This window comes from Pseudomonas sp. FeN3W (genome assembly GCA_030263805.2).
GTDB classification, from domain to species: Bacteria; Pseudomonadota; Gammaproteobacteria; order Pseudomonadales; family Pseudomonadaceae; genus Stutzerimonas; species Stutzerimonas stutzeri_G.
Genome location: CP136010.1, coordinates 1,404,497 through 1,425,673 on the forward strand (window position 1 = coordinate 1,404,497; position 21,177 = coordinate 1,425,673).

General features: G+C 60.6%; 21 protein-coding genes and 5 pseudogenes. 12 read left to right on the top strand and 14 right to left on the bottom strand.

Annotation, left to right across the window (positions count from 1 at the left end):
• Positions 1–15 precede the first annotated feature (15 nt).
• A complete protein-coding gene (locus P5704_006540; GenBank protein WOF80140.1) occupies positions 16–963 on the bottom strand; it encodes a LysR family transcriptional regulator in 948 nt (315 codons plus the stop codon).
• Positions 964–1,055: 92 nt separating this feature from the next.
• Here P5704_006540 and P5704_006545 point away from each other — a divergent pair, with 92 nt between their 5' ends.
• Positions 1,056–3,020 carry an alkyl sulfatase dimerization domain-containing protein gene (locus P5704_006545; GenBank protein WOF80141.1) on the top strand — a complete coding sequence of 655 codons (1,965 nt, stop codon included), beginning with the start codon at positions 1,056–1,058 and terminating at the stop codon, positions 3,018–3,020.
• 287 nt (positions 3,021–3,307) lie between these two features.
• On the opposite strand, the gene P5704_006550 is transcribed toward P5704_006545, so the two are convergent.
• Positions 3,308–4,009, bottom strand: coding sequence for an SOS response-associated peptidase family protein (locus P5704_006550; protein ID WOF80142.1), 702 nt, complete (start codon positions 4,007–4,009; stop codon positions 3,308–3,310).
• A gap of 94 nt (positions 4,010–4,103) precedes the next feature.
• Between P5704_006550 and umuD the strand changes: the two genes are divergently transcribed.
• The 3 genes and pseudogenes from umuD (at position 4,104) to P5704_006565 (ending at position 5,214) form a co-directional block, all read left to right on the top strand.
• Entirely contained in the window at positions 4,104–4,535 is a 432-nt protein-coding gene (gene umuD / locus P5704_006555; GenBank protein WOF80143.1) for a translesion error-prone DNA polymerase V autoproteolytic subunit, read from the top strand.
• Positions 4,522–4,662, top strand: coding sequence for a hypothetical protein (locus P5704_006560; protein WOF80144.1), 141 nt, complete (start codon positions 4,522–4,524; stop codon positions 4,660–4,662). Before umuD ends, P5704_006560 begins: the two co-directional genes overlap by 14 nt.
• A gap of 87 nt (positions 4,663–4,749) precedes the next feature.
• Positions 4,750–5,214: pseudogene (locus P5704_006565) on the top strand (site-specific integrase).
• A gap of 90 nt (positions 5,215–5,304) precedes the next feature.
• Here the strand turns inward: P5704_006565 and merR are convergent.
• A complete protein-coding gene (gene merR / locus P5704_006570) occupies positions 5,305–5,703 on the bottom strand; it encodes an Hg(II)-responsive transcriptional regulator (protein WOF80145.1) in 399 nt (132 codons plus the stop codon).
• Positions 5,704–5,777: 74 nt separating this feature from the next.
• Here merR and P5704_006575 point away from each other — a divergent pair, with 74 nt between their 5' ends.
• Genes P5704_006575 through P5704_006585 form a run of 3 tightly spaced genes read left to right on the top strand, consistent with a single transcriptional unit; the run spans position 5,778 to position 6,636 of the window.
• A complete protein-coding gene (locus P5704_006575) occupies positions 5,778–6,128 on the top strand; it encodes a mercuric transporter MerT family protein (protein WOF80146.1) in 351 nt (116 codons plus the stop codon).
• Between the two features lie 12 nt (positions 6,129–6,140).
• The gene (gene merP / locus P5704_006580; GenBank protein ID WOF80147.1) at positions 6,141–6,416 is read left to right on the top strand and encodes a mercury resistance system periplasmic binding protein MerP; all 276 of its coding nucleotides are present in this window, start codon (positions 6,141–6,143) and stop codon (positions 6,414–6,416) included.
• 7 nt (positions 6,417–6,423) lie between these two features.
• On the top strand, positions 6,424–6,636 hold the full coding sequence (locus tag P5704_006585; protein WOF80148.1) for a GDCCVxC domain-containing (seleno)protein: 213 nt from the start codon (positions 6,424–6,426) through the stop codon (positions 6,634–6,636).
• Between the two features lie 12 nt (positions 6,637–6,648).
• Here the strand turns inward: P5704_006585 and P5704_006590 are convergent, their stop codons facing one another.
• The 7 genes and pseudogenes from P5704_006590 to P5704_006620 form a co-directional block, all read right to left on the bottom strand.
• Positions 6,649–9,642 (bottom strand): Tn3 family transposase, encoded by a 2,994-nt coding sequence (locus P5704_006590; protein WOF80149.1) that lies wholly within the window; start codon positions 9,640–9,642, stop codon positions 6,649–6,651.
• A gap of 3 nt (positions 9,643–9,645) precedes the next feature.
• Positions 9,646–10,056, bottom strand: a complete 411-nt coding sequence (locus P5704_006595) for a putative toxin-antitoxin system toxin component, PIN family (protein WOF80150.1) — start codon at positions 10,054–10,056, stop codon at positions 9,646–9,648.
• Positions 10,056–10,295: a ribbon-helix-helix domain-containing protein gene (locus P5704_006600; GenBank protein WOF80151.1), complete on the bottom strand. Its 240-nt coding sequence runs from the start codon at positions 10,293–10,295 to the stop codon at positions 10,056–10,058. The genes P5704_006595 and P5704_006600 overlap by 1 nt, the downstream gene beginning before the upstream one ends.
• Positions 10,296–10,325: 30 nt before the next feature.
• The gene (locus tag P5704_006605) at positions 10,326–10,772 is read right to left on the bottom strand and encodes a hypothetical protein (protein ID WOF80152.1); all 447 of its coding nucleotides are present in this window, start codon (positions 10,770–10,772) and stop codon (positions 10,326–10,328) included.
• 687 nt (positions 10,773–11,459) lie between these two features.
• Positions 11,460–11,615: pseudogene (locus tag P5704_006610) on the bottom strand (TraX family protein).
• A 77-nt stretch (positions 11,616–11,692) separates the two neighbouring features.
• Complete coding sequence (locus tag P5704_006615) at positions 11,693–12,133, bottom strand: YqaA family protein (GenBank protein ID WOF80153.1); 441 nt, start codon at positions 12,131–12,133, stop codon at positions 11,693–11,695.
• 20 nt (positions 12,134–12,153) lie between these two features.
• Complete coding sequence (locus tag P5704_006620) at positions 12,154–12,459, bottom strand: metal-sensing transcriptional repressor (GenBank protein WOF80154.1); 306 nt, start codon at positions 12,457–12,459, stop codon at positions 12,154–12,156.
• Positions 12,460–12,970: 511 nt separating this feature from the next.
• Here P5704_006620 and P5704_006625 point away from each other — a divergent pair.
• From P5704_006625 to P5704_006635, 3 genes are read left to right on the top strand one after another with little or no spacing between them, the layout of a single operon-like run.
• Positions 12,971–13,708, top strand: coding sequence for a HupE/UreJ family protein (locus tag P5704_006625; GenBank protein WOF80155.1), 738 nt, complete (start codon positions 12,971–12,973; stop codon positions 13,706–13,708).
• A gap of 12 nt (positions 13,709–13,720) precedes the next feature.
• The gene (locus P5704_006630) at positions 13,721–14,401 is read left to right on the top strand and encodes a hypothetical protein (GenBank protein WOF80156.1); all 681 of its coding nucleotides are present in this window, start codon (positions 13,721–13,723) and stop codon (positions 14,399–14,401) included.
• A gap of 60 nt (positions 14,402–14,461) precedes the next feature.
• Positions 14,462–14,584: a hypothetical protein gene (locus tag P5704_006635; GenBank protein WOF80157.1), complete on the top strand. Its 123-nt coding sequence runs from the start codon at positions 14,462–14,464 to the stop codon at positions 14,582–14,584.
• A gap of 80 nt (positions 14,585–14,664) precedes the next feature.
• On the opposite strand, the gene P5704_006640 is transcribed toward P5704_006635, so the two are convergent.
• Positions 14,665–15,969 (bottom strand): MFS transporter, encoded by a 1,305-nt coding sequence (locus tag P5704_006640; protein ID WOF80158.1) that lies wholly within the window; start codon positions 15,967–15,969, stop codon positions 14,665–14,667.
• Between the two features lie 156 nt (positions 15,970–16,125).
• Here P5704_006640 and P5704_006645 point away from each other — a divergent pair.
• Positions 16,126–17,066, top strand: a pseudogene (locus tag P5704_006645) (chromate resistance protein).
• Positions 17,059–18,424: pseudogene (gene chrA / locus P5704_006650) on the top strand (chromate efflux transporter). Before P5704_006645 ends, chrA begins: the two co-directional pseudogenes overlap by 8 nt.
• Positions 18,425–18,522: 98 nt before the next feature.
• Here the strand turns inward: chrA and P5704_006655 are convergent.
• From P5704_006655 to P5704_006665, 3 genes and pseudogenes are all read right to left on the bottom strand, one after another.
• The gene (locus tag P5704_006655; protein WOF80159.1) at positions 18,523–18,729 is read right to left on the bottom strand and encodes a hypothetical protein; all 207 of its coding nucleotides are present in this window, start codon (positions 18,727–18,729) and stop codon (positions 18,523–18,525) included.
• Between the two features lie 123 nt (positions 18,730–18,852).
• Positions 18,853–20,245 (bottom strand): annotated as a pseudogene (locus P5704_006660) (heavy metal sensor histidine kinase).
• A complete protein-coding gene (locus P5704_006665; GenBank protein ID WOF80160.1) occupies positions 20,242–20,916 on the bottom strand; it encodes a heavy metal response regulator transcription factor in 675 nt (224 codons plus the stop codon). The pseudogene P5704_006660 and the gene P5704_006665 overlap by 4 nt, the downstream one beginning before the upstream one ends.
• Between the last annotated feature and the right edge of the window lie 261 nt (positions 20,917–21,177).

Genomic DNA, 21,177 nt, shown 5'->3' on the forward strand with positions numbered 1-21,177 from the left:
TTGCCATGCCCTTCCCTAACGGGCCAACCAAGCATCTTGGCGCTGGCGCACGGTGGTATCGTGGGCCAGAAGCACCTCGATAAAGCATTGCGCAGCAAGTGATAGGCGTCTGCCGCGCAGATGAGCAATCCCGAAACGCCCGCGCAGGCCAGGGTCAAGGCTGCGTAAAGCCTGTAAGTCGCCGCGCCGCAGTTCGTCTTCCACCATAAACCAAGGCAATATTGCCAGCGCCTCACAGCCCTGTAGGAGCTGTTTGATAATGGCCGAGCTATCGCAGGTGATGGCCAGCTTCCACTGCTCACGCCAGGTGTTCTGTAAGGCTCTAGGTAGGCGCTTGAGCAGCTGCTCACGAATATCCTCGGGAAGGTTGGGTCCGGCCAGTGGATACTTCAACAGCATCTCCAGACTAGGCTCGGGGTGCTCAAGCAAGGGATGACCGGCGCGGCACATCGGCAGCGTGTGGTGCTCACCAAGGGCCTGTATCGTATAGCTGGGGTCGTCCTCGATCTCGTGCAAGTCGGCCACCAGCAGATCTATTTCCCGGCGTTGCAAACGCGCGGGCAGTTCTTGCCAGGGTGCCAACACCACCTCCAAATGCACGCCGGGGTGCGCGCGGTTCAAAATGGCCAGCACCGGGGCGACAAGCGCGGCGCCGGCAAACGGACCTACTCCCACACGCAACTCACCTTGCTCCAGGCCGCGCGCCAATTGTAGGTCACGCTGCAAGTCCTGGGCGTGCAGCAGCAGTTGCCGGGCATGCTGCAATAACAGTTCGCCCATCGTTGTGGGGGTCACTTCGCGGTGGCTGCGATCAAACAGCTGCTCGCCAACCTGAGCTTCCAGCGCTTGCAGGCTGCGGGTCAGCGCCGGCTGGGAGAGGTGCAGCGCCTCTGCGGCGCGGGCAAAGTTGCCATGTTCGACCAGGGCCAAGGCATGACGCAGGTGACGGAACTCTATATTCATGTCTTTTGCTCATCAATTAAATGATTTGATTGCATTGGACGCATAGTAGATCGCACGCCATGCTCTGACCAGACACTCTCTGGAGAACGCCGATGAACCTGCCCTATCGCTGGATGCTAACCAGCACCTTGTTGCTACTCAGTGCATGCAGCGACGGCCCTGCGCCCAGTCACAGCGCCGCCACGCCACGCACGCAAGCTGCCCAGGCCGAGGTGGCGCAGAGCTATGACCTGAGCCATGTCGAGGGCCTAGCCCAGGCACGCCGCGGCCTAATTGCCACGCCTCAGGGCCAGGTGCGCGATGCCGAAGGCGAAGTGATCTGGGACTTCGATAGCTTTGCGTTTATCCAAGGTGAGGCCCCCACTACCGTCAACCCCAGCCTGTGGCGGCAAGCGCTGCTGAATAACCAGGTTGGGCTGTTCAAAGTCAGCGACAAAATCTATCAGCTACGCGGCTTCGACCTAGCCAACATGACGCTGATCGAAGGCGACAGCGGCTGGATTGTCATCGACCCGCTAACCAGCCGGGAAACCGCCGCCTTCGCTATGGACTTCGTTGCACAACATCTGGGCTCACGCCCGGTGAGCGCGATGATCTTCAGCCACAGCCATGTCGATCACTTTGGCGGTGCTCTCGGCGTGATCAGCGCCGAAGACGCCAAGGTGCGTCAGCTACCGGTGATTGCCCCGGCTGGGTTTATGGAAGAGGCCACCAGCGAAAACCTGATGATGGGCATCGCCATGGCCCGCCGTGCCACCTTCATGTACGGCAAGCGCCTACCGCGCAGCGCCGAGGGCCTGGTAGACAACGGCCTGGGCAAGGCGGTTGCCTTCGGGCACATGGGCATTCTGCCGCCCACCCAACTGATCGACGGCCGCGAACAGACGCTGGACGTGGATGGAGTGCGCTTCGTCTTCTACAACGTACCCGAGAGTGAAGCCCCGGCGGAAATGACCTTCAGCCTGCCGGAGCTGAACGCCTTTGGCGGCGCCGAGCTACTCTCGCAAACCCTGCACAACCTGTACACCCTACGCGGCGCCAAGGTACGCGATGCCTTGCAGTGGGCCAACTACATCGACGCCAGCCGCGCGCAAGCCGCTGGCGCCGAGGTGCTGTTCAACCAGCACCACTGGCCAGTGTGGGGGCAGGACAACATCCAGACCTTCCTCACCACCCAGCGTGATGCCTACCGCTACCTGCACGATCAAACTGTTCGCCTGATGAATGCCGGCCTCACCGCGCCGGAGATCGCCGAGCAACTGCACCTGCCGCCCAGCCTCGACCGCCATCTGAACGTGCACGACTACTACGGAACCCTCAAGCACAACGTGCGCGGCATCTATCAGTTCTACCTAGGCTGGTTCGACGCCAACCCGGCCAACCTCGACCCACTGCCGCCGGTGGCCGCCGCCGCCAAGTACGTGGCCCTGGCCGGCGGCCGTGAGCCGCTGCTGGCAGCCGCCGAGCAAGCCTATGCCGAGGGCGATTACCGCTGGGCCGCGGAGCTGGGCAAACATCTGCTCTATGCCGATCCGGACAACCAGGGCGCCCGCGATCTGCAGGCACGCAGCTTCGAGCAACTGGGCTATCAGGCCGAGTCGGGGCCCTGGCGCAACTTCTACCTGAGTGGCACCTATGAGCTGCGCCACGGCCTGCCGGAAGAGGGTTTCACTCCGGTAATGATGCTCGATATGCTCAAACACACCGCTCCCGAGCGCTTCCTGGACGTGATGGCCACCAAGCTCAATGGCACGGCGGCAGCCGACAGCGCGCTGCGTATCAACCTCAACTTCACCGACAGCGGCGCGCGCTATCACTTGTGGATCGAGAACGCCGTGCTGCATCACCGCCGTATGAATGAAGGCGAAGTCGCCGAGGCCGACGCCAGCCTCAACCTGAGTAAGGACTTCTTCTTGCAGATAATCAGTGGGCAAGCCGGCGCCGCAGCCCTGCTCAGCTCCGATCAGGTGTCGATCGACGGCAACCCCCTGGCCCTTGGGCGCTTCTTCAGCCTACTGGATCAGCCAGACGGACGCTTCCCCATTGTCACGCGGTAGTAATTGGACTATGCCAACCAATTGCGCCGAGATAAAGTGGCGGGCTTGGCCGTACCCGCAAACAGGTCCAGCTATCGTAGAGCCCTCGATAGTTAGACTTAAGCCCCATGTTGCTGTGAGTGGAGCTGGCCGTTTTCACTCTGACTGGCTGCACAGGTGTTTTGAATCATCTTGGATAGGATGCTTCGGGCCGGAAGTAGCACCTAGCTAACGGCTGCTTTTGGCCGCTTCCCGCCGGTCGCAGCTGACTGGCGCATCTCGCCTCCGGTCGATCAGTGCCAATCGGGTTACTCCTTGGAATCAAGGGTGGCAATCAGCGCTGCCCCGGTGTTTTTCACGTTGCCCACCGCTTTGCTGACCTGGTACCACTCGAATGCCTCGGACTGCAGGCCCAGTTCCTGCACTATCTGCTCGGCACGCTGCGAAGTTGTGTTCGGGTCTATCCACTCTCGGGCCAAGTCCGCTGGTAGTACCACTGGCCGGCGATCATGGATATCCAACATGCCACCTTGGGCGTCGGCGGTGATGATCACGAACCCATCGTCTTCGCGAATCTCGCTGCCGGCGTCTGGGAGCTGGCCGATGGCGGCGAAGAACATCGCCTCGCCGCTGCGCAGGCGGATGAAGTAGGGTTGCTTGTGCTTCGGATCGGTCTCGTCCTTCACCCATTCATACCAGCCGTCAGCTGCGACCAGCGCGCGGTACGGCCATATCTGCCTGAAGAACTTGCCGCTCGCCACCGTCTCGGCGCGGGCGTTGATCGGTGCTGGCATCGTTCCCTTCTTCGCCCAGTGCGGTGCCCACCCCCATCTCACCGCGGCGATCGTCAGGCCGCCTCCCTCCGCGTGCAGTAGCTGCACGGTGGTATGTGGTGCCACGTTGTAGCGCTCGATCGGCAGGTTGTCATAGCTGCTGATCACCTCCTGCTTGCTGTTCAGCTCCCGCAGGTAATCCGCCATCCCCTGATACTGCGCAAATCGTCCGCACATGACCGTCCGCTCGTCATCGCCTTCCTCATTCTGATTGTAGGCTGGTTGCTTTGCCCTATACTGTATATAAACACAGCATTATTACGGGTGTACCATGTACTGCACAATCCTCGGGCCACTTAGCAGCAGCTCCGCGTGCCTGCCTTTGTATTCCTTCCGCGTCCCGGCCGGGTTTCCCTCGCCGGCGCAGGATCACATCGAAGCCGAGATATCCCTCGACGAGCTTCTCGACCTCCGCGCGCCGCATATGTATTTGGTACGCATCAGCGGCGACAGCATGATCAACGCAGGGATGTTCGATGGCGACCTGGCTATCGTGAATCGGGCGATGGAGGGGCGGCCTGGCCTGATTGTCATCGCTGCGCTCAACGGCGATGCCTTGGTGAAGCGCTTGGCCAAGGAAGGCGAACAGATCGTTCTGCGGGCGGAGAACCAGGCCTACGCGCCGCGCTACGTACTCGAGGGGGATGAGCTACTGATCTGGGGCGTGGTCACCCACAGCGTGCGCTGCCATGCCCCAGGCTGAGTCGGCAATTGCCCTGATCGACTGCAACTCGTTCTACGCCAGTTGCGAGCGGGTGTTTCGCCCGGACCTGCTGCGTACGCCTATCGTCGTGCTGTCGAACAACGATCTGAAGGGTGCCAACTGTTAGCTAATCCATTACAGTCCGCCCCCCCCTGATCGAGGTTTGTCCCGGCTCTTGATGGGAGATCACTAATAGGGGCTTGAAGGCTGTGGAATGAGGTTAGTGCTCGCGACAAAAGACCTGACGGTAGCCGGTCGATCCTTCAAAGGTTTCCCGCTCTTGGTTGGTTCAGATGGCTGGCCTGTGGAACCGGCTCAATCATTCCTATGGCACATCCTAGTCGAGTCAGGTGAGGCACTCAGTGTTCTGACGTGGGAGGCCTATGGTCGCCGTCTGTTCGACTACTTCGCCTTCCTGGAGGCTAATGGCCTGGCCTGGAATGAGGAGAGTCAGGCAGATGGCCTGAGCGTCCTGTCGCGATATAGAGACTGGTCGAGCGGTGAGCTGGAGCTAGATCCCAGCACACTGAATAAGCGACTGAACCTAATTGTGAGGTTCTACCAATGGGCCAAGCAGCGTGATCTGATCGCAGTTCTACCCTTTGGCGAGCGAAGGGTCAGAGCGACTCCGCACTCTGGCTTTCTCAGTCACGTAGCGCGTCCTAACGCCGCGAGTACGGGGTTTGGGGAGCAATGGAACCAAAAACCAACGTAAGCTCTGAATCCCACCGTAAAGGGGCTTTCCGATCTCCAGCTCACCCGCCAGGCATTACTCTCTGATCAGTGCCTCGATGATCGGGCAGATCGTTCCGCCGTCTCCCGCATCACATTGCTGCACCAGTTCGCCTAACAGTTGCTGCATGACGACCAAGTCGGCCATCTTCTGCTCGATCAACGCGAGCTTGCGTGCAGCCCGTGCTCGCGTTTCGGCACAGGCGCACGACTCATCCAGCGTCAGCAGTCCACCGACTTCCGAGAGCGTGAAACCCAGCGCCTGAGCCCGCTTGATGAAACGCAGTCGCTTCACCATGTCCACCGGATAGCGCCGATGGCCACCCAAGGGTTTGGCTGGTTCATCCAGCAGCCCGCGTCGCTGGTAGTAGCGGATCGTCTCGACGTTCACCCCGGCGGCGTCTGCCAGCTTGCCAATGGTCAGCTCTGTGGCCATCACTTTCTCCTTGATTCCGTACTTTGGTACGGAGTTTAGAATAGCACCTAGGCAATCAGGCTCAGGAGATGGGAATGGGGATGCAACTCACCGGGAAAGGCTCGCTGGTCGCGAGTTCGCTGACCGCCATCGGTGCGTCGGTGTGCTGTGTCGGGCCACTGGTGCTGTTGGCACTCGGTGTCGGCGGTACGTGGGTGGGCGCTCTGACCATGATGGAGCCACTACGCCCCCTCTTCATCGGGTTGACTCTACTGTTCCTGGGATTGGCATTCCGCAAGCTCTACCTGGTGCCACAGGTTTGTACGCCAGGTACACCCTGCGCCGATCCGCGCACGCTCGTGCGACAGCGACTCGTGTTCTGGATCGTCAGCGTGCTGCTGCTCGGCCTATTGGCCGTGCCGTGGCTCGCCCCGCTGTTCTACTGAAGGAGATTAACCATGCGCAAACTGCTGATCGCCGTGCTTTTCGCCTTGCCCTTCGTGGCGCTGGCGGCTCCCCCGAAAACCGTCACGCTCGACGTGCAGAACATGACGTGCGGACTCTGTCCGATCACGGTCAAGAAGTCGCTGGAGAAGGTGTCCGGCGTGAGTGACGTCCAGGTCAATTTCGACCAGAAGACGGCGACCGTCACCTACGATCCCGATAAGGCCCAGCCCGAGGCACTGACTGAGGCGACCGCGAACGCGGGATACCCCTCCACAGTGCAGAAGTGAGGTCACGATGAGCGCCATTGTCCTTGAGTCCGTGCTGACTTGCCCGCGCTGCGGCTTCGCCAAGCCGGAAACCATGCCCACGGACGCCTGCCAGTTCTATTACGAGTGCAGCAACTGCAAGGCGCTGCTGCGCCCCAACCCAGGGGATTGCTGCGTTTTCTGTTCGTTCGGCTCGGTGAAGTGCCCGCCGATCCAGCAGCAGCTTGGGTGTTGCTCATAGCGTTTAGGGGGATCACAGGTCGTCGTCTGGATTACGCAGTGGCCGCAGCTCGCCGCGCGCAACTTCTTCCGGTACCGCAAAGGAATACCGCCCGAGCATGTTGATGTGCTCGTAGATCAGCGGCGATAGCCGGGCCAAATCCTCTTCCAGCACTGGATAGCCGTGCTGCTTGAGCCGTTCCACGGCCGCCGTCATGTAGAGGGTGTTCCACAGCACGATGATGTTCACCACCAGGCCCAGAGCACCGAGCTGGTCTTCCTGGCCTTCGCGGTAGCGCTGGCGGAGCTCGCCGCGTTTGCCGTGGAACACGGCGCGGGCCAGGCTGTGCCGGCCTTCGCCTCGGTTCAACTGGGTCAGGGTGGCGCGGCGCTTGGACTCGTCGTCGATATAGGTCAACGTGTGCAGAGTCTTTTCGATCCGCCCGAATTCGGCCAGCGCCTGGGCCAGCCGGGTGGGTCTATCTCCCGTTTGCAGCGTGCGCATGATGCCAGTCGCCGGCACCCGGCCGAGTTTGAGCGAGCCGGCCAGGCGCAGCAGGTCGTCCCAGTGCTCGGCGATCAGGTCGAGTTTGACCGACTGGCGGGCCAGCCCGTTGAGCTTGCCGTAGTCCGCGTCCGGGCGCGTGCGCCAGAAGCGGGTACCGCCGACATCGGCCAGCCGCGGACTGAAGTGGTAGCCAAGTAGGCGGAAGAGCCCGAACACCACATCGCTGTAGGCCCCGGTGTCGGTCATGATTTGCGTCGGCTGCAACTCGGTCTGCTGTTCCAGCACGACCGCCAGCAACACCAGGCTGTCGCGCAGCGTGCCGGGCACGGTGATGGCGTTGAGGCCGGAGAATTGGTCGGAAATCAGGTTGTACCAGGTGACACCCCGGCCGGTGCCGAAATACTTCGGATTGGGGCCGGCATGCACGGTGCGCACCGGTACGACGAAGCGCATGCCATCGGCGGAGGCGACCTCGCCGCCACCCCAGACTTGGGCCAGTTCCAGTTGGCTTTGCGCTCCGACCAGGATGGCGTTAGCCGCTGACAGGGTGTCGTCGCGGATATAATTCTGGCTGACCCAGGACAGCCGGTCACGGCGCAGCGCCGGGTTGTCGGTGCGGATCAAGGGCTCCAGGCCGGTGTTGCAGGCCCCGCCCAACAGCACCGCGCAGAGGCTGGTGACCAGGTTGTCGGCGCGTGCATTGCGTTCGGAGACATGGGTGAAGGCCTCGGAAAAGCCAGTGCGGGCGGCGATTTCCAAGAGGATTTCCGGCAGATCGACACGCGGCATCAGGTCAGACACGGCCGCCCGCAGTTGCAGCAACGAGCAGGGCTCGTCCAGCTTGTCCAGCGCCCCGAGCGACAGTTCGGTCTTGCCCTCGGTGTTCTCGCTCAGTTGAATCGCCGGGTTGTCGGGCAGGCGCGCGGCTACTGCCAGCCAGGTTGCATCCAGCTCGACGGACAAGGCGTCCAGGGTGGTTTTGGCGTCGATGGTCAGGCCCAGTGACCGGCAGATGATCGGTCGCGCCGCCAGCCATTCGGCACCGTCGAGCAGGCCAAGGCGCGGGTCGGCATAGCGCCAACTGGGCGAGACGAAGACATCGCGGCGGCGCAGGGCCGTGCGCAGCGCATCGAGCGTGCAGAACACATAGGCACCCATGTCGAGGGAGCCATCTTCGCGGGTGATGTGCTTCTGCCAAGCCTTGGCCACGATCTCCTGCGGCGCGTCATCCTCTGGCTTCCGGCGCGGCAGGTTCAGTTGCAGCCACTCCAGACTAGCCGCCACGCCCTTGCCGGCCGGGCTGAAGCCGAAGCGGATGTGCTTGAGCAGGTCGGGCAGGAAGCGGCGCACGCTGCGGTAGCGCGCTTCCAATGCAAGAAAATAGACGTCATCTACCGGGCGGATCAGCGCGTTGACCTCTTCCAGGGCCTTTTCCAGGGTGGTCCTCGGCAGGTCGTTGAACAGCCGGGCGCGCACGTTGTCATCGCTGATCGAGCTGTCCAGCACGACCTTGCACGCGGCGGCGAGCGTCGCGGCCGACCGATCCAGGTCTTTCAGGCTGCGCATGCGGGCTTTCTTGTCGGCCTTCTCCGCGTTGCTGAACAGGTCGCGCAGCAAGGCCTCCAGGACTTCCAGTGCGTCGTCGTGCGCAGTCGCCTCCAGGCAGAGTGCGAAGGCCACCAGTGTCGCCATCCGCCGCGACGCCGGCAGCCGATTAATCGCGGTGACCTTGGCCGTGTTGGCGAAGCGGGCCAGGGCGGCGATACGGCTGGGAGGGATGTGCGCCGCCGCCGGCAAGGTGATGCCGATGCCGCGCACGTCATCGAGCCGGCGCAGTGCCCGAATCAACGCGGGGCCACTGACCATGACCGGGCCGGAGCGCAATTGATCCAGCCGGGAGCTGCGGTTGCCTTCGGCCACCGTCAGCAAGTCTTGCAGTTGCAATCGCTGTTCCTCAGTCACGCTGCGGCCCAGCGTAAACCAGAGGCGTTCTTCGACCCGACTGCGCAACTGGGCGATAAAGCGCTCTAGTTGAGACACACCAGGCAGGAGGACTTTCTGTGTGAACAGCCACGAGGTGGCTCGCTCAAACAGCACTCCCGGCCGGTCGGTGCCCGTCCAGCAGAGGGCATACAGCCAGCGGCTCAAGCGAAAGCCGATGCCCGGATCGGTGAAATGACGATAGCCAAAGCGGTTCTGAATATCGGTGGCATGTATCCAGCGGCGATGATCGCTATAGCGCTGGAGGCAGTCGGGGTCTGGAATCGCCAGTTGTCGGCAAAGCACCTGCAGGACTTCCACCGGCACGGCGGCGGGCTTGTCCGGCAGAACGCCAACGAAGCGGACGGTGGTCAGCAGAACGGCATAACCCAGACGGTTATGGTTACCCCGCAGCACCTGGATGGCTTCACGGTCTTCATCGCTCAGGTGGAAGTAACGTTCCAGCTCTTCACGGCTGGGCGAATCAACATAGCGGCCAAAACCGTCGCGTTGCTCTTGAGTCAGAAAACCGACCGGCATTGATCACAGCACCTCGACGCAGAACACGGCGGGCGTGACGATCCGCGTGCGTTCGATGTGCCCGCGTTGCAGCAGGCCGGCGCGGCGATCACCGGTTACCAGGTAGTCCGCATCGCCCGCCAAGGCCATGGCCAGCAAAAACGAGTCATCCGGATCATCGGCTTCGACCTCGATGGTCAGGCGCTCCAGTACCACAGCCCGTTGCAGGTTATTGATCATGGCGCCCACCTTGGCGGGCTGTAGGATGGCCTGAAGCTTGGGATAGCGGCTGGCTCGACGAATTTCATCGAGTTGCATCCGCGAGGTCACCACCTCGAAACGCGCCGCCCGCCAGGCACGGTAGATCGCATCGGGCGCGCCATGTGGCGAGATCAGGGCGCTGAACAGGATGTTGGTATCCAACACGACCCGCATCAGCGCTTACGTGCCCAGTCGAGCGCTTCGTCAACCGCGTTGGTCAATTCTGCCTCACTCAGATGGGCGTTAGCGGCCTTGGCCTGCTCAGCGCTCAGCTCCAGGATGTGTGCCCGTACCGCTTCTTCGATGAAGCGCGACAGGTCGCCCTTACGGCCGCCGCCCTGGCTGGCCAGAAACATCCGAAGCGACTGGTCGGTGTCGGCCGAGACGGCGACATTCCAGCGAATGGTATTCATAGCGTTCTCCGCTAATAGGTGTTTGTGTGTTTATACGCCAATCACAAAGGGCGATGCAATGGTTCGACAAAACGATGGTTTTCCCGAACTAACCAGACGCCACAAGGGTTTGCGGGCAGGCGCTGGGCTTAAGTGCACTTTCTGTTCCGTTGCTCCCCAAACCCCCTCGACCGGCCTCTCATTGGACAGCACGACATTCGGTGCCGTTAGCCAGTGGAGCGCACCTCCTAGATCCCCATCGTACAGCTCCAATAGCGCATCGAGGATCTCGATAAGACGACAGAACACCTCACCAGCCTGTATAGACATCACGGCACTGCCGGGGGACGCAGTGATCCACTGCGCGATCTGCGCTGGCGATCGCTCCAACTCGCTTGCCAAATCGGAGATCAACGACACCGGCAGGCCCGCCAGTACGGCGACGTGCAGATAGTAGTGGCCTCTCGGCAAATCCAGTTTTTCGCGGAGCCTTTCCATAACTGCCTCCAGGATAATTGGCCATTTGATAATGTCATCTTGGCCCCGAGTTTGCGCATGATGGTCTCGAACCATCCGCACCGTAGCTTCGAGAGAGAGCGAATGAACACTATCTGAAGGCTACTCGGCAGTGCGAGAGGGCTTTGGCAGTGACGCTTTGATCGGTGTTATTATTGAAACCTGCCCAAGAGCTTCCTCTCCCGGGTGCGTGTACCGGTGATGAAACTTGGTTTGAGGCGGTCTCGTTGAGGCCGCCTTTGTCGCTTCTGGGAGAGCCCCCAGTACTAAGCAGCCGTTATGCGTCGAAGCGCAAAGCCTCGACCAAAGCTGTTCGCAGGCCCTCTAACTCGGCATTTCTCCAATCTTATGAACTCGCGCTGGGTACGGACGGCGGGAATTATCTGCAATTATCTCGGCATAGATAATTGATCAATATTTAGCCGCCACTACTGAGCAGCGCCTCTCAAAGTTAATCCTTTAGATACAGCAGGTTACAGAACGAATGTCCTAATTTTTGCCTTATCTCGGCATGCCCCCTAATGCGGAAAATGGCTGCTGCGAGGTGCTCGCGGCGGCCAAAAACGGAGAACTGAGCGGGTTACCTGGTCGATTTTGATCGACGGCCCGCTTTCAAAAGCAGCAAGGGCTGAAGTCGACCGGAAATACAGGGTTACTTCAGACCTTCCTTAGGTAGCGGCCATTGCTGCGAGTGAACAACGCGCCAACTTCCGTTCGACAGACATTCACGGCGATCGCCAGGCAAAACAGCGGGAACGAGAGGCGTCCCAGAATGAACAGGTTATCCAGTGATGGCCATGCCAGACGCATGTGGTCGAGCACCATCGTGAGCAGGGCGATCCACTTGATGAGGTCCTGTCCGTTGTGTCGTTCAACCCGCGAAGGTGGTGATTCGTACGCGCTCAACTCAGGTTCTCCAGGATGAGAATCGCAAGGACCAGATACCGTCCGCCCTTGGCGAGCGTGACGATCAGGACGAACCGCCAGAGCGGCTCTTTCATCACGCCGGCGATCACGGTTAGCGGGTCTCCAATGATGGGTACCCAACTGAGCAGCAGCGACCAGTACCCGTAACGTTCATAGGAGGCTTTGGCTTTTTCGAAGGCCGCTTGCTTTACCGGAAACCAGCGCTTTTCGCGATAAGCCTCGATACCTCGTCCCAGCAGCCAGTTCACAACCGATCCGAGTACGTTGCCTGTGGTGGCCACCACCAGCAGGATGGCTGTGGAAAAACGCTCGGATATCAGCAGTCCGCCCAGCACTGCCTCCGATTGCATGGGCAGCAGGGTTGCCGCGCCGAATGCAGCCAGAAACAGGCCGAGGTAACCGCCGTACTCAAACATTCAACAACCGAGCACCGTGCCTACAGGTATTTGGTGATTTGCTTGAATTCGTCCAGTGCCGAACGGTCGCCCTTGCTCAGGGCTGTCACCGAGTCTTCCAGGCAATGGTCGATGTGGTCCTGGATCAGTGTCCGCTTCGCCTGGCACACGGCCTTTTCAACAGCATGGAGCTGCTGGGCGATGTCCACGCATTCACGTCCTTCATCGATCATGGTGATGATGCTGCGCAGGTGGCCGTCCGCTCGCTTGAGGCGTTTGATGATGGCGTCGTGAGTCTGGTGGGTATGAGCGTGACCATGCGGTTGGTCGTGAACGTGTTCTGACATGACTTGAGTCTCAGACGGCGATACTTTACGCTCTGCATGCTATCCCCCTGGGGGGGTTGGGTCAAACGCGCTATTTCACACCGTGTTTCAACCGGATAAGCATTGGGATGTCTCGTCGTTTTCTTTCAGCGACCATGATCGTGGCTTTGGCAATGGCCTTTCTGCTGGCCTGGACCGGTCATGCCTATTCACTTTCCGTCCTCTCGCAAATCACGGCAAAGAGCGCCCAGAGCCTGACTCATGATCACTCCCACGACTCGTCCCTGAGTTGTGCGCAGTGCTCTGATCACTACCACTCCCCCCTGACGCCCGATCACCAGCACGAAACGCCTCAGATACCAGCTGCAATCCACTTCTCCAGTCATTTCGAAGCCTCGGTACACCTGGCCATGCTGGGCGATTCCGTGCCTTGGCCCCCCATCTTCCGTATCGAACGCCCACCCCGTCCTGTGCTTGCTTCCTGACCAAGGCCGCTCTGCGGCCAACAATCACTGCAAGAAAGGATTGATCCATGCATTCGCACTCCCTAAAGGGTGGGGGCCTGTTCGCCATGCGTTCACGCCACCTGTTGTATCTGCTGTTCCTGCTCGTCGCCTCGCTGTTCATCGGCATGCCAGAAGCTCTGGCCCATGCCGTGGCCGAGGGTGACAAGGGCTTCATCCAGGAAAGCACCGGGGTCATGCTGATCCCCTTCATCTACATGGGCGCCAAGCACATGGTCACGGGATACGACCATCTGCTGTTCCTGTTCGGCGTCATCTTCTTCCTCTACCGGCTGAAGGATGTCGGCCTGTACGTCACGCTGTTTGCGGTCGGCCATTCGGTGACGCTGCTGATCGGCGTGCTGACGGAAGTCAGCATCAGCTCGTACGTCATCGACGCAATCATCGGTTTCTCGGTGGTGTACAAGGCCCTGGATAACCTGGGCGCCTTCCAGCGCTGGTTCGGCTATCAGCCGAACACCAAGGCCGCCACGCTGATTTTCGGCCTGCTGCACGGCTTCGGCCTGGCAACCAAGATCCAGGAATACGAGATCTCTCCCGATGGGCTGATCCCCAACCTGATCGCCTTCAACGTAGGGGTGGAGATCGGTCAGCTGATGGCGTTGAGCGCCATTCTGATCCTGATGGGCTTCTGGAGGCAGACCCCAAGCTTCTGGCGTCATGCCTATACCGCCAACGTCGCAATGATGAGTGCTGGTTTCCTGTTGATGGGTTACCAGATCTCCGGCCTGTTTCTGACCGCTTAAGGACTCCTGATCATGTTCAATTCTCCACTCCCATCGGCAAGCGAATTGCCGAGCAGCCGCCAACTCGTTCGTTCCACCGTCATTGCCCTGGCTGTCGCCATGGGCCTGCTGGTCACCGTGGTGATGCCTTCGGAATACGCGGTCGACCCGACCGGCCTGGGCCGCGCCATGGGCCTGACGCAAATGGGCGAGATCAAGATCACCCTCGCTGCCGAGGCTTTGGCTGACGAGGCTGCGTCGAAAGCGGCAGCTGCTCCGGCCCCAGCTCCTGTCGTTGCTGCTGCACCGGCACCTGCACCGGTAGCGCCACCCGTACAGCAAGTGGCAGCAGCCCCTCAGCCCGCGGCTCCCGTATCCAGCAAACCTGCTGCCAACGCCAAGTCCGATCAGGTCACCGTAACCCTGACGCCAGGCGAAGGTCGGGAGATCAAGCTGGAAATGCTCAAGGGCAGCACTGTGAGCTATGAATGGACCGCATCCGGCCCGGTCAACCACGACACCCACGGTGAGATCTACAACGCCGCCCAAGGCGATTTCCACAGCTACAGCAAAGGGCGTCAGGTGAAAGGCGACAAGGGCGACCTGACCGCGCTGTTCGATGGCACCCATGGCTGGTTCTGGCGTAACCGCACCAACGCCGATGTCACCATCGTGCTGAACACGACTGGCGACTACCTGAACGTGAAGAAGTAATCCGCCGGGGCGAACCTGTTGTTCGCCCCGACTTTTTGATCTCAATTGGAATAGCTGAAGATGACTACCAAAATCCTCAAATCGCTCGTTGTGCTGAGCTTCCTCGGCCTGTTGGCTGCCTGCGGTGGTACTGATACCGAATCGAAGTCTGGCGATGCGGGTCACGGCCACTCGCACGAGTGATGCAAACAGGGCCGCTAAAGCGGCCCTGTTTCTTTCTGGATTACGCGAAGATCATCGATAGAACCCGTGCAACGCGGGCTTTATGGCTTTGGCCATTTCCGGTGATCGTCATCGATGACGAACGAGTGCGCATGCGCATTGCCGTTGGCCACGTGCGGGTGGTCTTCCGGCAGGTCATCGTGATTGTGCGCTACCACGTCTTCCTCATACTCCGGGCGCCAGATCCGCTTGCTCACCAGCCAGGCTACGGCGGCAACCAGACTCAGTCCGATGAACGAAGCCGTCAGGCTGACGCTTGCCCCCAACCATCCCGCGAGCGGGTAGGTGATCAGCCAGCAGGCGTGTGAAAGGGCGAACTGGGCGGCGAACAGCGCAGGTCGATCCTGGGCTGAGGACGAGCGCCGCAGAATGCGTCCGGACGGTGTCTGTGCCAGGGAGTAGCCGGCACCCAACACCAGCCACAACAGGATCAGCGCCGGGTAACTGGAGACGAAGGTACCCAGGATCAAACCGGCTACCAGCACGGCACCGCCGGCCAGCATCGCCTTGCGATCGTCCAGTCGTTCCAGCAGCTTGGGCAGCATCAGGGCGACCACCATCGAGCCACCGCCGAAGGCCATCAAGGCCATGGCGGTAGAGCTCTGGGGCAGCGCGAACTTGGATTGCACCAGTACCACGGTGTTGACGATGACCATGGCGCTGGCGGCTGCGATCGTCAGGTTCAGTGCAAGAAGGCCACGCAGCCGCGGGGTGCGCAGGAAAATCCGCATGCCCTTGGTGGTGCGTTCATAGATGCTGCGTTTGGGTCCTCGTGCCGCCAGGGGCAGCACCACGGTACCGACCATCGCGGCGGACACCAGGAAGCCCACCACCGTGCCCGCGAACAGGCTGTGGAAGCTGACCACCGTAAGCAACAGCGCGGCCAGCATCGGACTGATCACGCTTTCCAGGTCATAGGCCAGGCGCGAAAGGGAAAGCGCCCGGGTGTACTCGCGCTCATCCGGCAGGATGTCAGGGATGGTGGCCTGGAAGGTTGGCGTAAACGCCGCAGAGGCCGACTGCAGCACGAAAATCAGCACGTACACCTGCCAGATCTCGGTGACGAAGGGCAGCATCAGCGCGACCGCTGCCCTGACCAGATCGAGGGTGACCAGCATCGCCTTGCGCGGCAGATGCTCGGCGAACGCGGCGGCAACCGGTGCAACGCCGATGTAAGCCGCCATCTTGATGGCGAGCGCGGTACCCAATACAGCTCCCGCCTGGGCGCCGGCCAGGTCGAATGCCAGAAGCCCGAGGGCAACCGTCGCCAGACCAGTGCCCACCAGGGCGATCACCTGGGCCAGAAAGAGGTGTCGATAAGTACGATTTTTTAGAACGGATAGCATGCGCTACCTCCGGGTAGTGCGGGTGATTCATGTTCTAGCGTATCCCCCCTGGGGGATACGGTCAACGTGAGTGAATCGAACCCTCATCCCGGCAGTGCATTTTCCTGAGAACAGAGCTAAAGTAGAGATTCATACATTTTATGTTTGATTCTCTACATGAAAAATTGGCTTCTTCTTGTGTTGGCACTCCCCACGGCCAACGCGACCGAACGTATGCGTGCCTGGCGGGCGTTGAAGGCTTGCGGCGCTGCCGTGCTGCGCGACGGTGTGTACCTGTTGCCTGAGCAGGACGCGGGCCGCGAGGCGTTCGAGTCCGTGGAGCGCGATGTGACGGTCAGCGGCGGCACTGCGTTTCTGCTGGCATTCCCGGACGAAGAAACTCGCTTCGCCGGCCTGTTCGACCGGAGTGAGGAGTACAGCAAGCTGCGCGACGAAGTCGCCGCGTGCAGGGAGGGACTGCTTCCCGAGAACGCCCTGCAGGTCGCTCGCCAGGTCAGAAAACTGCGCAAGAGCTTCGCCCAGTTGGCCCTGATCGACTTCTTCCCCGGCGTTGCGAAGCAGCAGACGGAGACCGCGCTGGAAGCGCTGGAGACGGCAATCAGCCGTGCCCTCTCACCTGATGAACCGCACATTCAGGATCATCCCGTCACGCTGCTGGACCACAGTCATTACCAGGGGCGTCGCTGGGCAACCCGTCGACGTCCCTGGGTCGACCGGCTGGCCTGTGCCTGGCTCATCCAGCGCTTCATCGACAGCGGCGCGGAAATCCTCTGGCTGGAATCCCCAGCGACTGCCCCGCCGATGCACTGGGCTTTGACTTCGATGGCGCCGCGTTCAGCCATGTCGGGCACCGCGTCACCTTCGAAACCCTGATCGACAGCTTCGTGCTGCAGGCTCCAGGCCTTTCACGCATCGCCGCGCTGGTTCACTACCTCGATGTCGGTGGCAGCCAGCCTGCGGAAGCGTCCGGCATCGAGCGTGTCCTGGCGGGCCTGCGCGAGAGCATTACCGATGACAACCAACTGATGGCAGCGGCAAACGGCATCTTCGACGGGCTGCTGGCGGCCTTTGCCAACGAGGAAAACGGTCATGGCTGAAACGACGACGCTGGCCACGGGCGAAGCCCCCCTCAAGCCAGCGACCCCGGTGGGCTTGTTCGAAGCGTTGCTGTTCTGGCTGAAGATCGGCTTCATCAGCTTTGGCGGGCCGGCAGGACAGATCTCCATCCTCCACCAGGAGTTGGTGGAGCGTCGCCGCTGGATCAGCGAGAAGCGCTTTCTGCATGCCCTGAACTACTGCATGTTGCTGCCCGGGCCCGAGGCCCAGCAGCTCGCGACCTACATCGGTTGGTTGATGCACCGGACCTGGGGCGGGGTGATTGCTGGCGGGCTGTTCGTGCTGCCGTCGCTGTTCATCCTGATCGGGCTGTCGTGGGTCTATATCGAGTTCGGCAACGTTCCGGTGGTTGCCGGGATCTTCTATGGCATCAAGCCGGCGGTCACCGCGATCGTCGTTCATGCGGCGCACCGCATCGGTTCCCGGGCATTGAAGAATGGCTGGCTATGGGCGATCGCCGCAGCATCCTTCGTCGCCATTTTTGCCCTGAACGTCCCGTTCCCGCTGATCGTTCTGGCCGCTGCCGTGCTGGGCTACATCGGCGGAAAAGTGCTGCCGGACAAGTTCGTGACCGCTGGCAAGCATGGCTCCGGAAGGCCAGTTACGGGCCTGCGCTGATCGATGACGATACACCGCCACCCGCGCATGCCCGTTTCCGCTGGAGCTATCTGCTCAAGCTGATCCTGATCGGTGCGGCGCTATGGATGCTCCCCATGGGGTTGCTGACCGTCATCTTCGGCTGGCAAGGCACTCTGACCCAGATGGGGTGGTTCTTCACCAAGGCTGCGTTGCTCACCTTCGGCGGTGCCTACGCGGTGTTGCCCTATGTCTACCAAGGTGCGGTCGGTCACTACGGCTGGCTGTCGCCCACGCAGATGATCGACGGCCTGGCCCTGGGGAAACAACGCCGGGGCCGTTGATCATGGTGGTGACTTTCGTCGGCTTCATTGGCAGCTACATCCACCCGATGTTCGGCACCGACCATCCGTTCCTGGCGGGCGCGGTGGCGGCTGTGCTGGTCACCTGGTTCACCTTCCTGCCCTCGTTCCTGTTCATCCTTGCCGGCGGTCCGCTGGTGGAGTCGACGCACAACGAACTGAAGTTCACAGCGCCGCTGACCGGGATCACCGCCGCCGTGGTAGGTGTGATCCTGAATCTGGCGTTGTTCTTCGGTTACCACGTGCTCTGGCCCAACGGCTTTGGGGGAGGATTCGAGTGGGCCTCCGCACTTATCGCCGCGGCCGCCGCGATCGCCCTGTTCTACTTCAAGCGCGGTGTGATCCAGGTGCTGGTGATGAGTGCACTGGCGGGGCTGGCGGTCCAGCTGTCGATGCGTTGAGGAGGATGCCGTTTGAGGGTGATCCGGGGCAGGCGGTCAAGCGCCTGCCTCAAGATCGAGGGGGAAGGAGGAAGTAGAGAAACAGCACATCCATGAGCCTAGGATGGGCTTTTAGCGTTTTCCTTTTCTTTGGTCTCTGCCGGTTTGGCTTTGTCTGCGGTGTCTTTTTCACCCCAGAGGCGTTTCTGGTCCTCGCGGAATTTCTTGTTGAATTCGATCGAGCGGTCGTAGCCATCTTCGGCAAATACCGGTGTCGTCACACCAACAGCCAGTACACCGATGAGAAGCGCTTGGGTCAGTCGCATTTTCAGAAACTCCAGGGGTTTGGATCTCAATGGATCGTGAGATTTTCGATACCCCTGAAGCTTAAGAAGCGTCTCTGACGACAACGTGAGGCGCGAATTACAATGTTGAAAGACGCCTTGGGCTCAGAGACGGTTCACCGGAAAACTCAGGTGGAACCAGGTAAAGCCCGAGCCCGTTATTTCTACCTTCGCCACGCCTTGGTGCAGGCTCATGATCGATCGCACGATGGCAAGCCCGAGGCCTGTGCCTCCCTCGCTGCGCGCACGCCCTTTGTCGACCCGATAGAAGCGTTCGAACAGATGAGGCAGGTGCTCTTCCGGAATACCTTGGCCTGGATTGCCTACGCTGAGCCTGATGTGCTCCTGCTCACGGTGAACCTTCACCACTACAGCCTGCCCTTGTGGGCAGTAGCGAATGGCGTTGGAGAGCAAATTGGACACTGCCCGTTGAATCATCAGGCGATTGCCTTGGATCACATCGACACTGCCTGACACATCGAGCCGAACGCCGCTCTCTTCGGCACTCAGGCTGAACAAGTCACTGACCCTCTGCACCTCGTCGACCAGTGCCACCGTCTCGAATTGCACCAAGGCTGCAGGCTGGCTGACATGTGCCAGGAAAAGCATGTCGGCCACCATGCTTTTCATGCGATCCAGCTCCTCGGCGCAGGATTCCAGCACCTCACGGTACTCCTCCGAGCTGCGTGGTCGTGACAGGGCCACCTGCTCCGCCCATCAGGTTAGTGAGCGGAGCACGCAACTCGTGGGACAGGTCGTCCGAGAACTGCGATAGCTGCTGCACGCCACCGTCCAGGCGGTGCAGCATAAAGTTGATGCCGTCCGCGAGCTCCAGCAGTTCGATCGGCAAGCGGTCGGTAGGCAGCCGATGCTGCATGTTGTCGGTGGAGATCTTCGACGCGACTTTCAGAAAGCGCGTAAGCGGCAGCAAGCCCCGGCGTACCGTCCACCAGGCCACGACCATGATCAGCGCCAGGATGAAGGGTGACGCCATCAGGGCCCAGCTCAGCATCGCCCGGAGCAATTCGGCATCGGAGGATTCATCCACGGTCATGTACACACCGACCTGGGTACCGTCAGCCAGACGCATGAGCTGGGAAACGCTGAGCATGGGCATGCCCAGTTCGTTGTTCCACTCGTAGAACTCCACTTGATCGTTGGCAGGAAAGCTGGTGAGTTCGGTGGTTATCTTTTTCGAGCCGATGGTCAGCAGGGGGATTCGGCTGTTTGCCGTATCGAAAATGCTGACGAACAGGTTGTTGTGGCCCATCGCAAGGTCGACCAACTGGTGGGAGTCTGCGGTGACCTCGGACAGATCCGCGACGGTCGATAGGTTATGGGCCATGCCACCCATCTTGGTGATCAGGCTGCTTTGCGCCGTGCGCTCCAGCGCCTGGCCGAGCATCAGGTAGCCCACGATAGAGAGCAGCACCAGCAGTATCACGCTCATCAAGCCGACTTTGAGTCCCAACCTGGCGGCCAGGCTGAAGCGCTTCATGAACGCTCCTCGATCACATAGCCCACACCGCGCAGGGTGTGGATAAGTTTGTTCTCGAACGGATCGTCGATCTTGGCGCGCAGGCGCCGGATCGCCACGTCGATCACGTTGGTATCGCAGTCGAAGTTCATGTCCCAGACCAGGGAAATGATCTGCGAGCGGGTCAGGGCTTCCCCTGGGTGGCTCATGAGCAGGCGCAACAGGGCGAATTCCTTGGTAGTCAGCTCGACGCGCAGGTCACCCCGGAACGCGCGGTGGCGACCCGGATCCAGCTCAAGGTCTGCGACCCGCAAGGTCGGGTGGTCCACCACCTTGTCGCCACGCCGCTGCAGCGAGCGGATGCGGGCAAGCAGTTCCGGAAACTCGAACGGCTTCACTAGATAGTCGTCGGCGCCGCCGTCCAGGCCCTTCAGCTTGTCGTGCAGGCGGCCACGACCGGTCAGCATGATGATGCGAACCCGACTGGTCTTGCGGATCGTGTCGAGCACGTCCCAGCCGTCCACCTTGGGCAGGTTCACATCCAGGATGACCAGGCCGTAGGTGTTGTGCTGGAACAGGTGCAGCGCATCGACACCATTACTTGCCCGGTCAACGATATAGCCACTTTCGGTAAGCCCTTGCTGAAGATATTCGGCAGTTTTGGCTTCGTCTTCCACTACTAGAACACGCATTATTTGTTTATCTCAAATTAAAAAAGTATTCGGGTGTCAAATAAAAAAATATTCATTTATTTCTTGAAGTGTCATTGCCTCATGCACCGAACCAGCATGGTGATCATCGATGAATCAATCTTAAAACGAAAATCAGGAGGGAGGTGGAATCCTTCAAATTTGTAATTCAGCGGTAACGTTCCTGATAGTCACCCCCCTCTAGAATCGAACCTGTAGAGGAGTCTACGACAATCTCCTTCCATGCAAAGGGTGCAGCAGACG

Bases quoted from the DNA above. Each gene is read 5' to 3' on its own strand.
- P5704_006540 (WOF80140.1), bottom strand. From the start codon at position 963: ATGAATATAGAGTTCCGTCACCTGCGTCATGCCTTGGCCCTGGTCGAA.
- P5704_006545 (WOF80141.1), top strand. From the start codon at position 1,056: ATGAACCTGCCCTATCGCTGGATGCTAACCAGCACCTTGTTGCTACTC.
- P5704_006550 (WOF80142.1), bottom strand. From the start codon at position 4,009: ATGTGCGGACGATTTGCGCAGTATCAGGGGATGGCGGATTACCTGCGG.
- umuD (WOF80143.1), top strand. From the start codon at position 4,104: ATGTACTGCACAATCCTCGGGCCACTTAGCAGCAGCTCCGCGTGCCTG.
- P5704_006560 (WOF80144.1), top strand. From the start codon at position 4,522: ATGCCCCAGGCTGAGTCGGCAATTGCCCTGATCGACTGCAACTCGTTC.
- merR (WOF80145.1), bottom strand. From the start codon at position 5,703: ATGGCCACAGAGCTGACCATTGGCAAGCTGGCAGACGCCGCCGGGGTG.
- P5704_006575 (WOF80146.1), top strand. From the start codon at position 5,778: ATGGGGATGCAACTCACCGGGAAAGGCTCGCTGGTCGCGAGTTCGCTG.
- merP (WOF80147.1), top strand. From the start codon at position 6,141: ATGCGCAAACTGCTGATCGCCGTGCTTTTCGCCTTGCCCTTCGTGGCG.
- P5704_006585 (WOF80148.1), top strand. From the start codon at position 6,424: ATGAGCGCCATTGTCCTTGAGTCCGTGCTGACTTGCCCGCGCTGCGGC.
- P5704_006590 (WOF80149.1), bottom strand. From the start codon at position 9,642: ATGCCGGTCGGTTTTCTGACTCAAGAGCAACGCGACGGTTTTGGCCGC.
- P5704_006595 (WOF80150.1), bottom strand. From the start codon at position 10,056: ATGCGGGTCGTGTTGGATACCAACATCCTGTTCAGCGCCCTGATCTCG.
- P5704_006600 (WOF80151.1), bottom strand. From the start codon at position 10,295: ATGAATACCATTCGCTGGAATGTCGCCGTCTCGGCCGACACCGACCAG.
- P5704_006605 (WOF80152.1), bottom strand. From the start codon at position 10,772: ATGGAAAGGCTCCGCGAAAAACTGGATTTGCCGAGAGGCCACTACTAT.
- P5704_006615 (WOF80153.1), bottom strand. From the start codon at position 12,133: ATGTTTGAGTACGGCGGTTACCTCGGCCTGTTTCTGGCTGCATTCGGC.
- P5704_006620 (WOF80154.1), bottom strand. From the start codon at position 12,459: ATGTCAGAACACGTTCACGACCAACCGCATGGTCACGCTCATACCCAC.
- P5704_006625 (WOF80155.1), top strand. From the start codon at position 12,971: ATGCATTCGCACTCCCTAAAGGGTGGGGGCCTGTTCGCCATGCGTTCA.
- P5704_006630 (WOF80156.1), top strand. From the start codon at position 13,721: ATGTTCAATTCTCCACTCCCATCGGCAAGCGAATTGCCGAGCAGCCGC.
- P5704_006635 (WOF80157.1), top strand. From the start codon at position 14,462: ATGACTACCAAAATCCTCAAATCGCTCGTTGTGCTGAGCTTCCTCGGC.
- P5704_006640 (WOF80158.1), bottom strand. From the start codon at position 15,969: ATGCTATCCGTTCTAAAAAATCGTACTTATCGACACCTCTTTCTGGCC.
- P5704_006655 (WOF80159.1), bottom strand. From the start codon at position 18,729: ATGCGACTGACCCAAGCGCTTCTCATCGGTGTACTGGCTGTTGGTGTG.
- P5704_006665 (WOF80160.1), bottom strand. From the start codon at position 20,916: ATGCGTGTTCTAGTAGTGGAAGACGAAGCCAAAACTGCCGAATATCTT.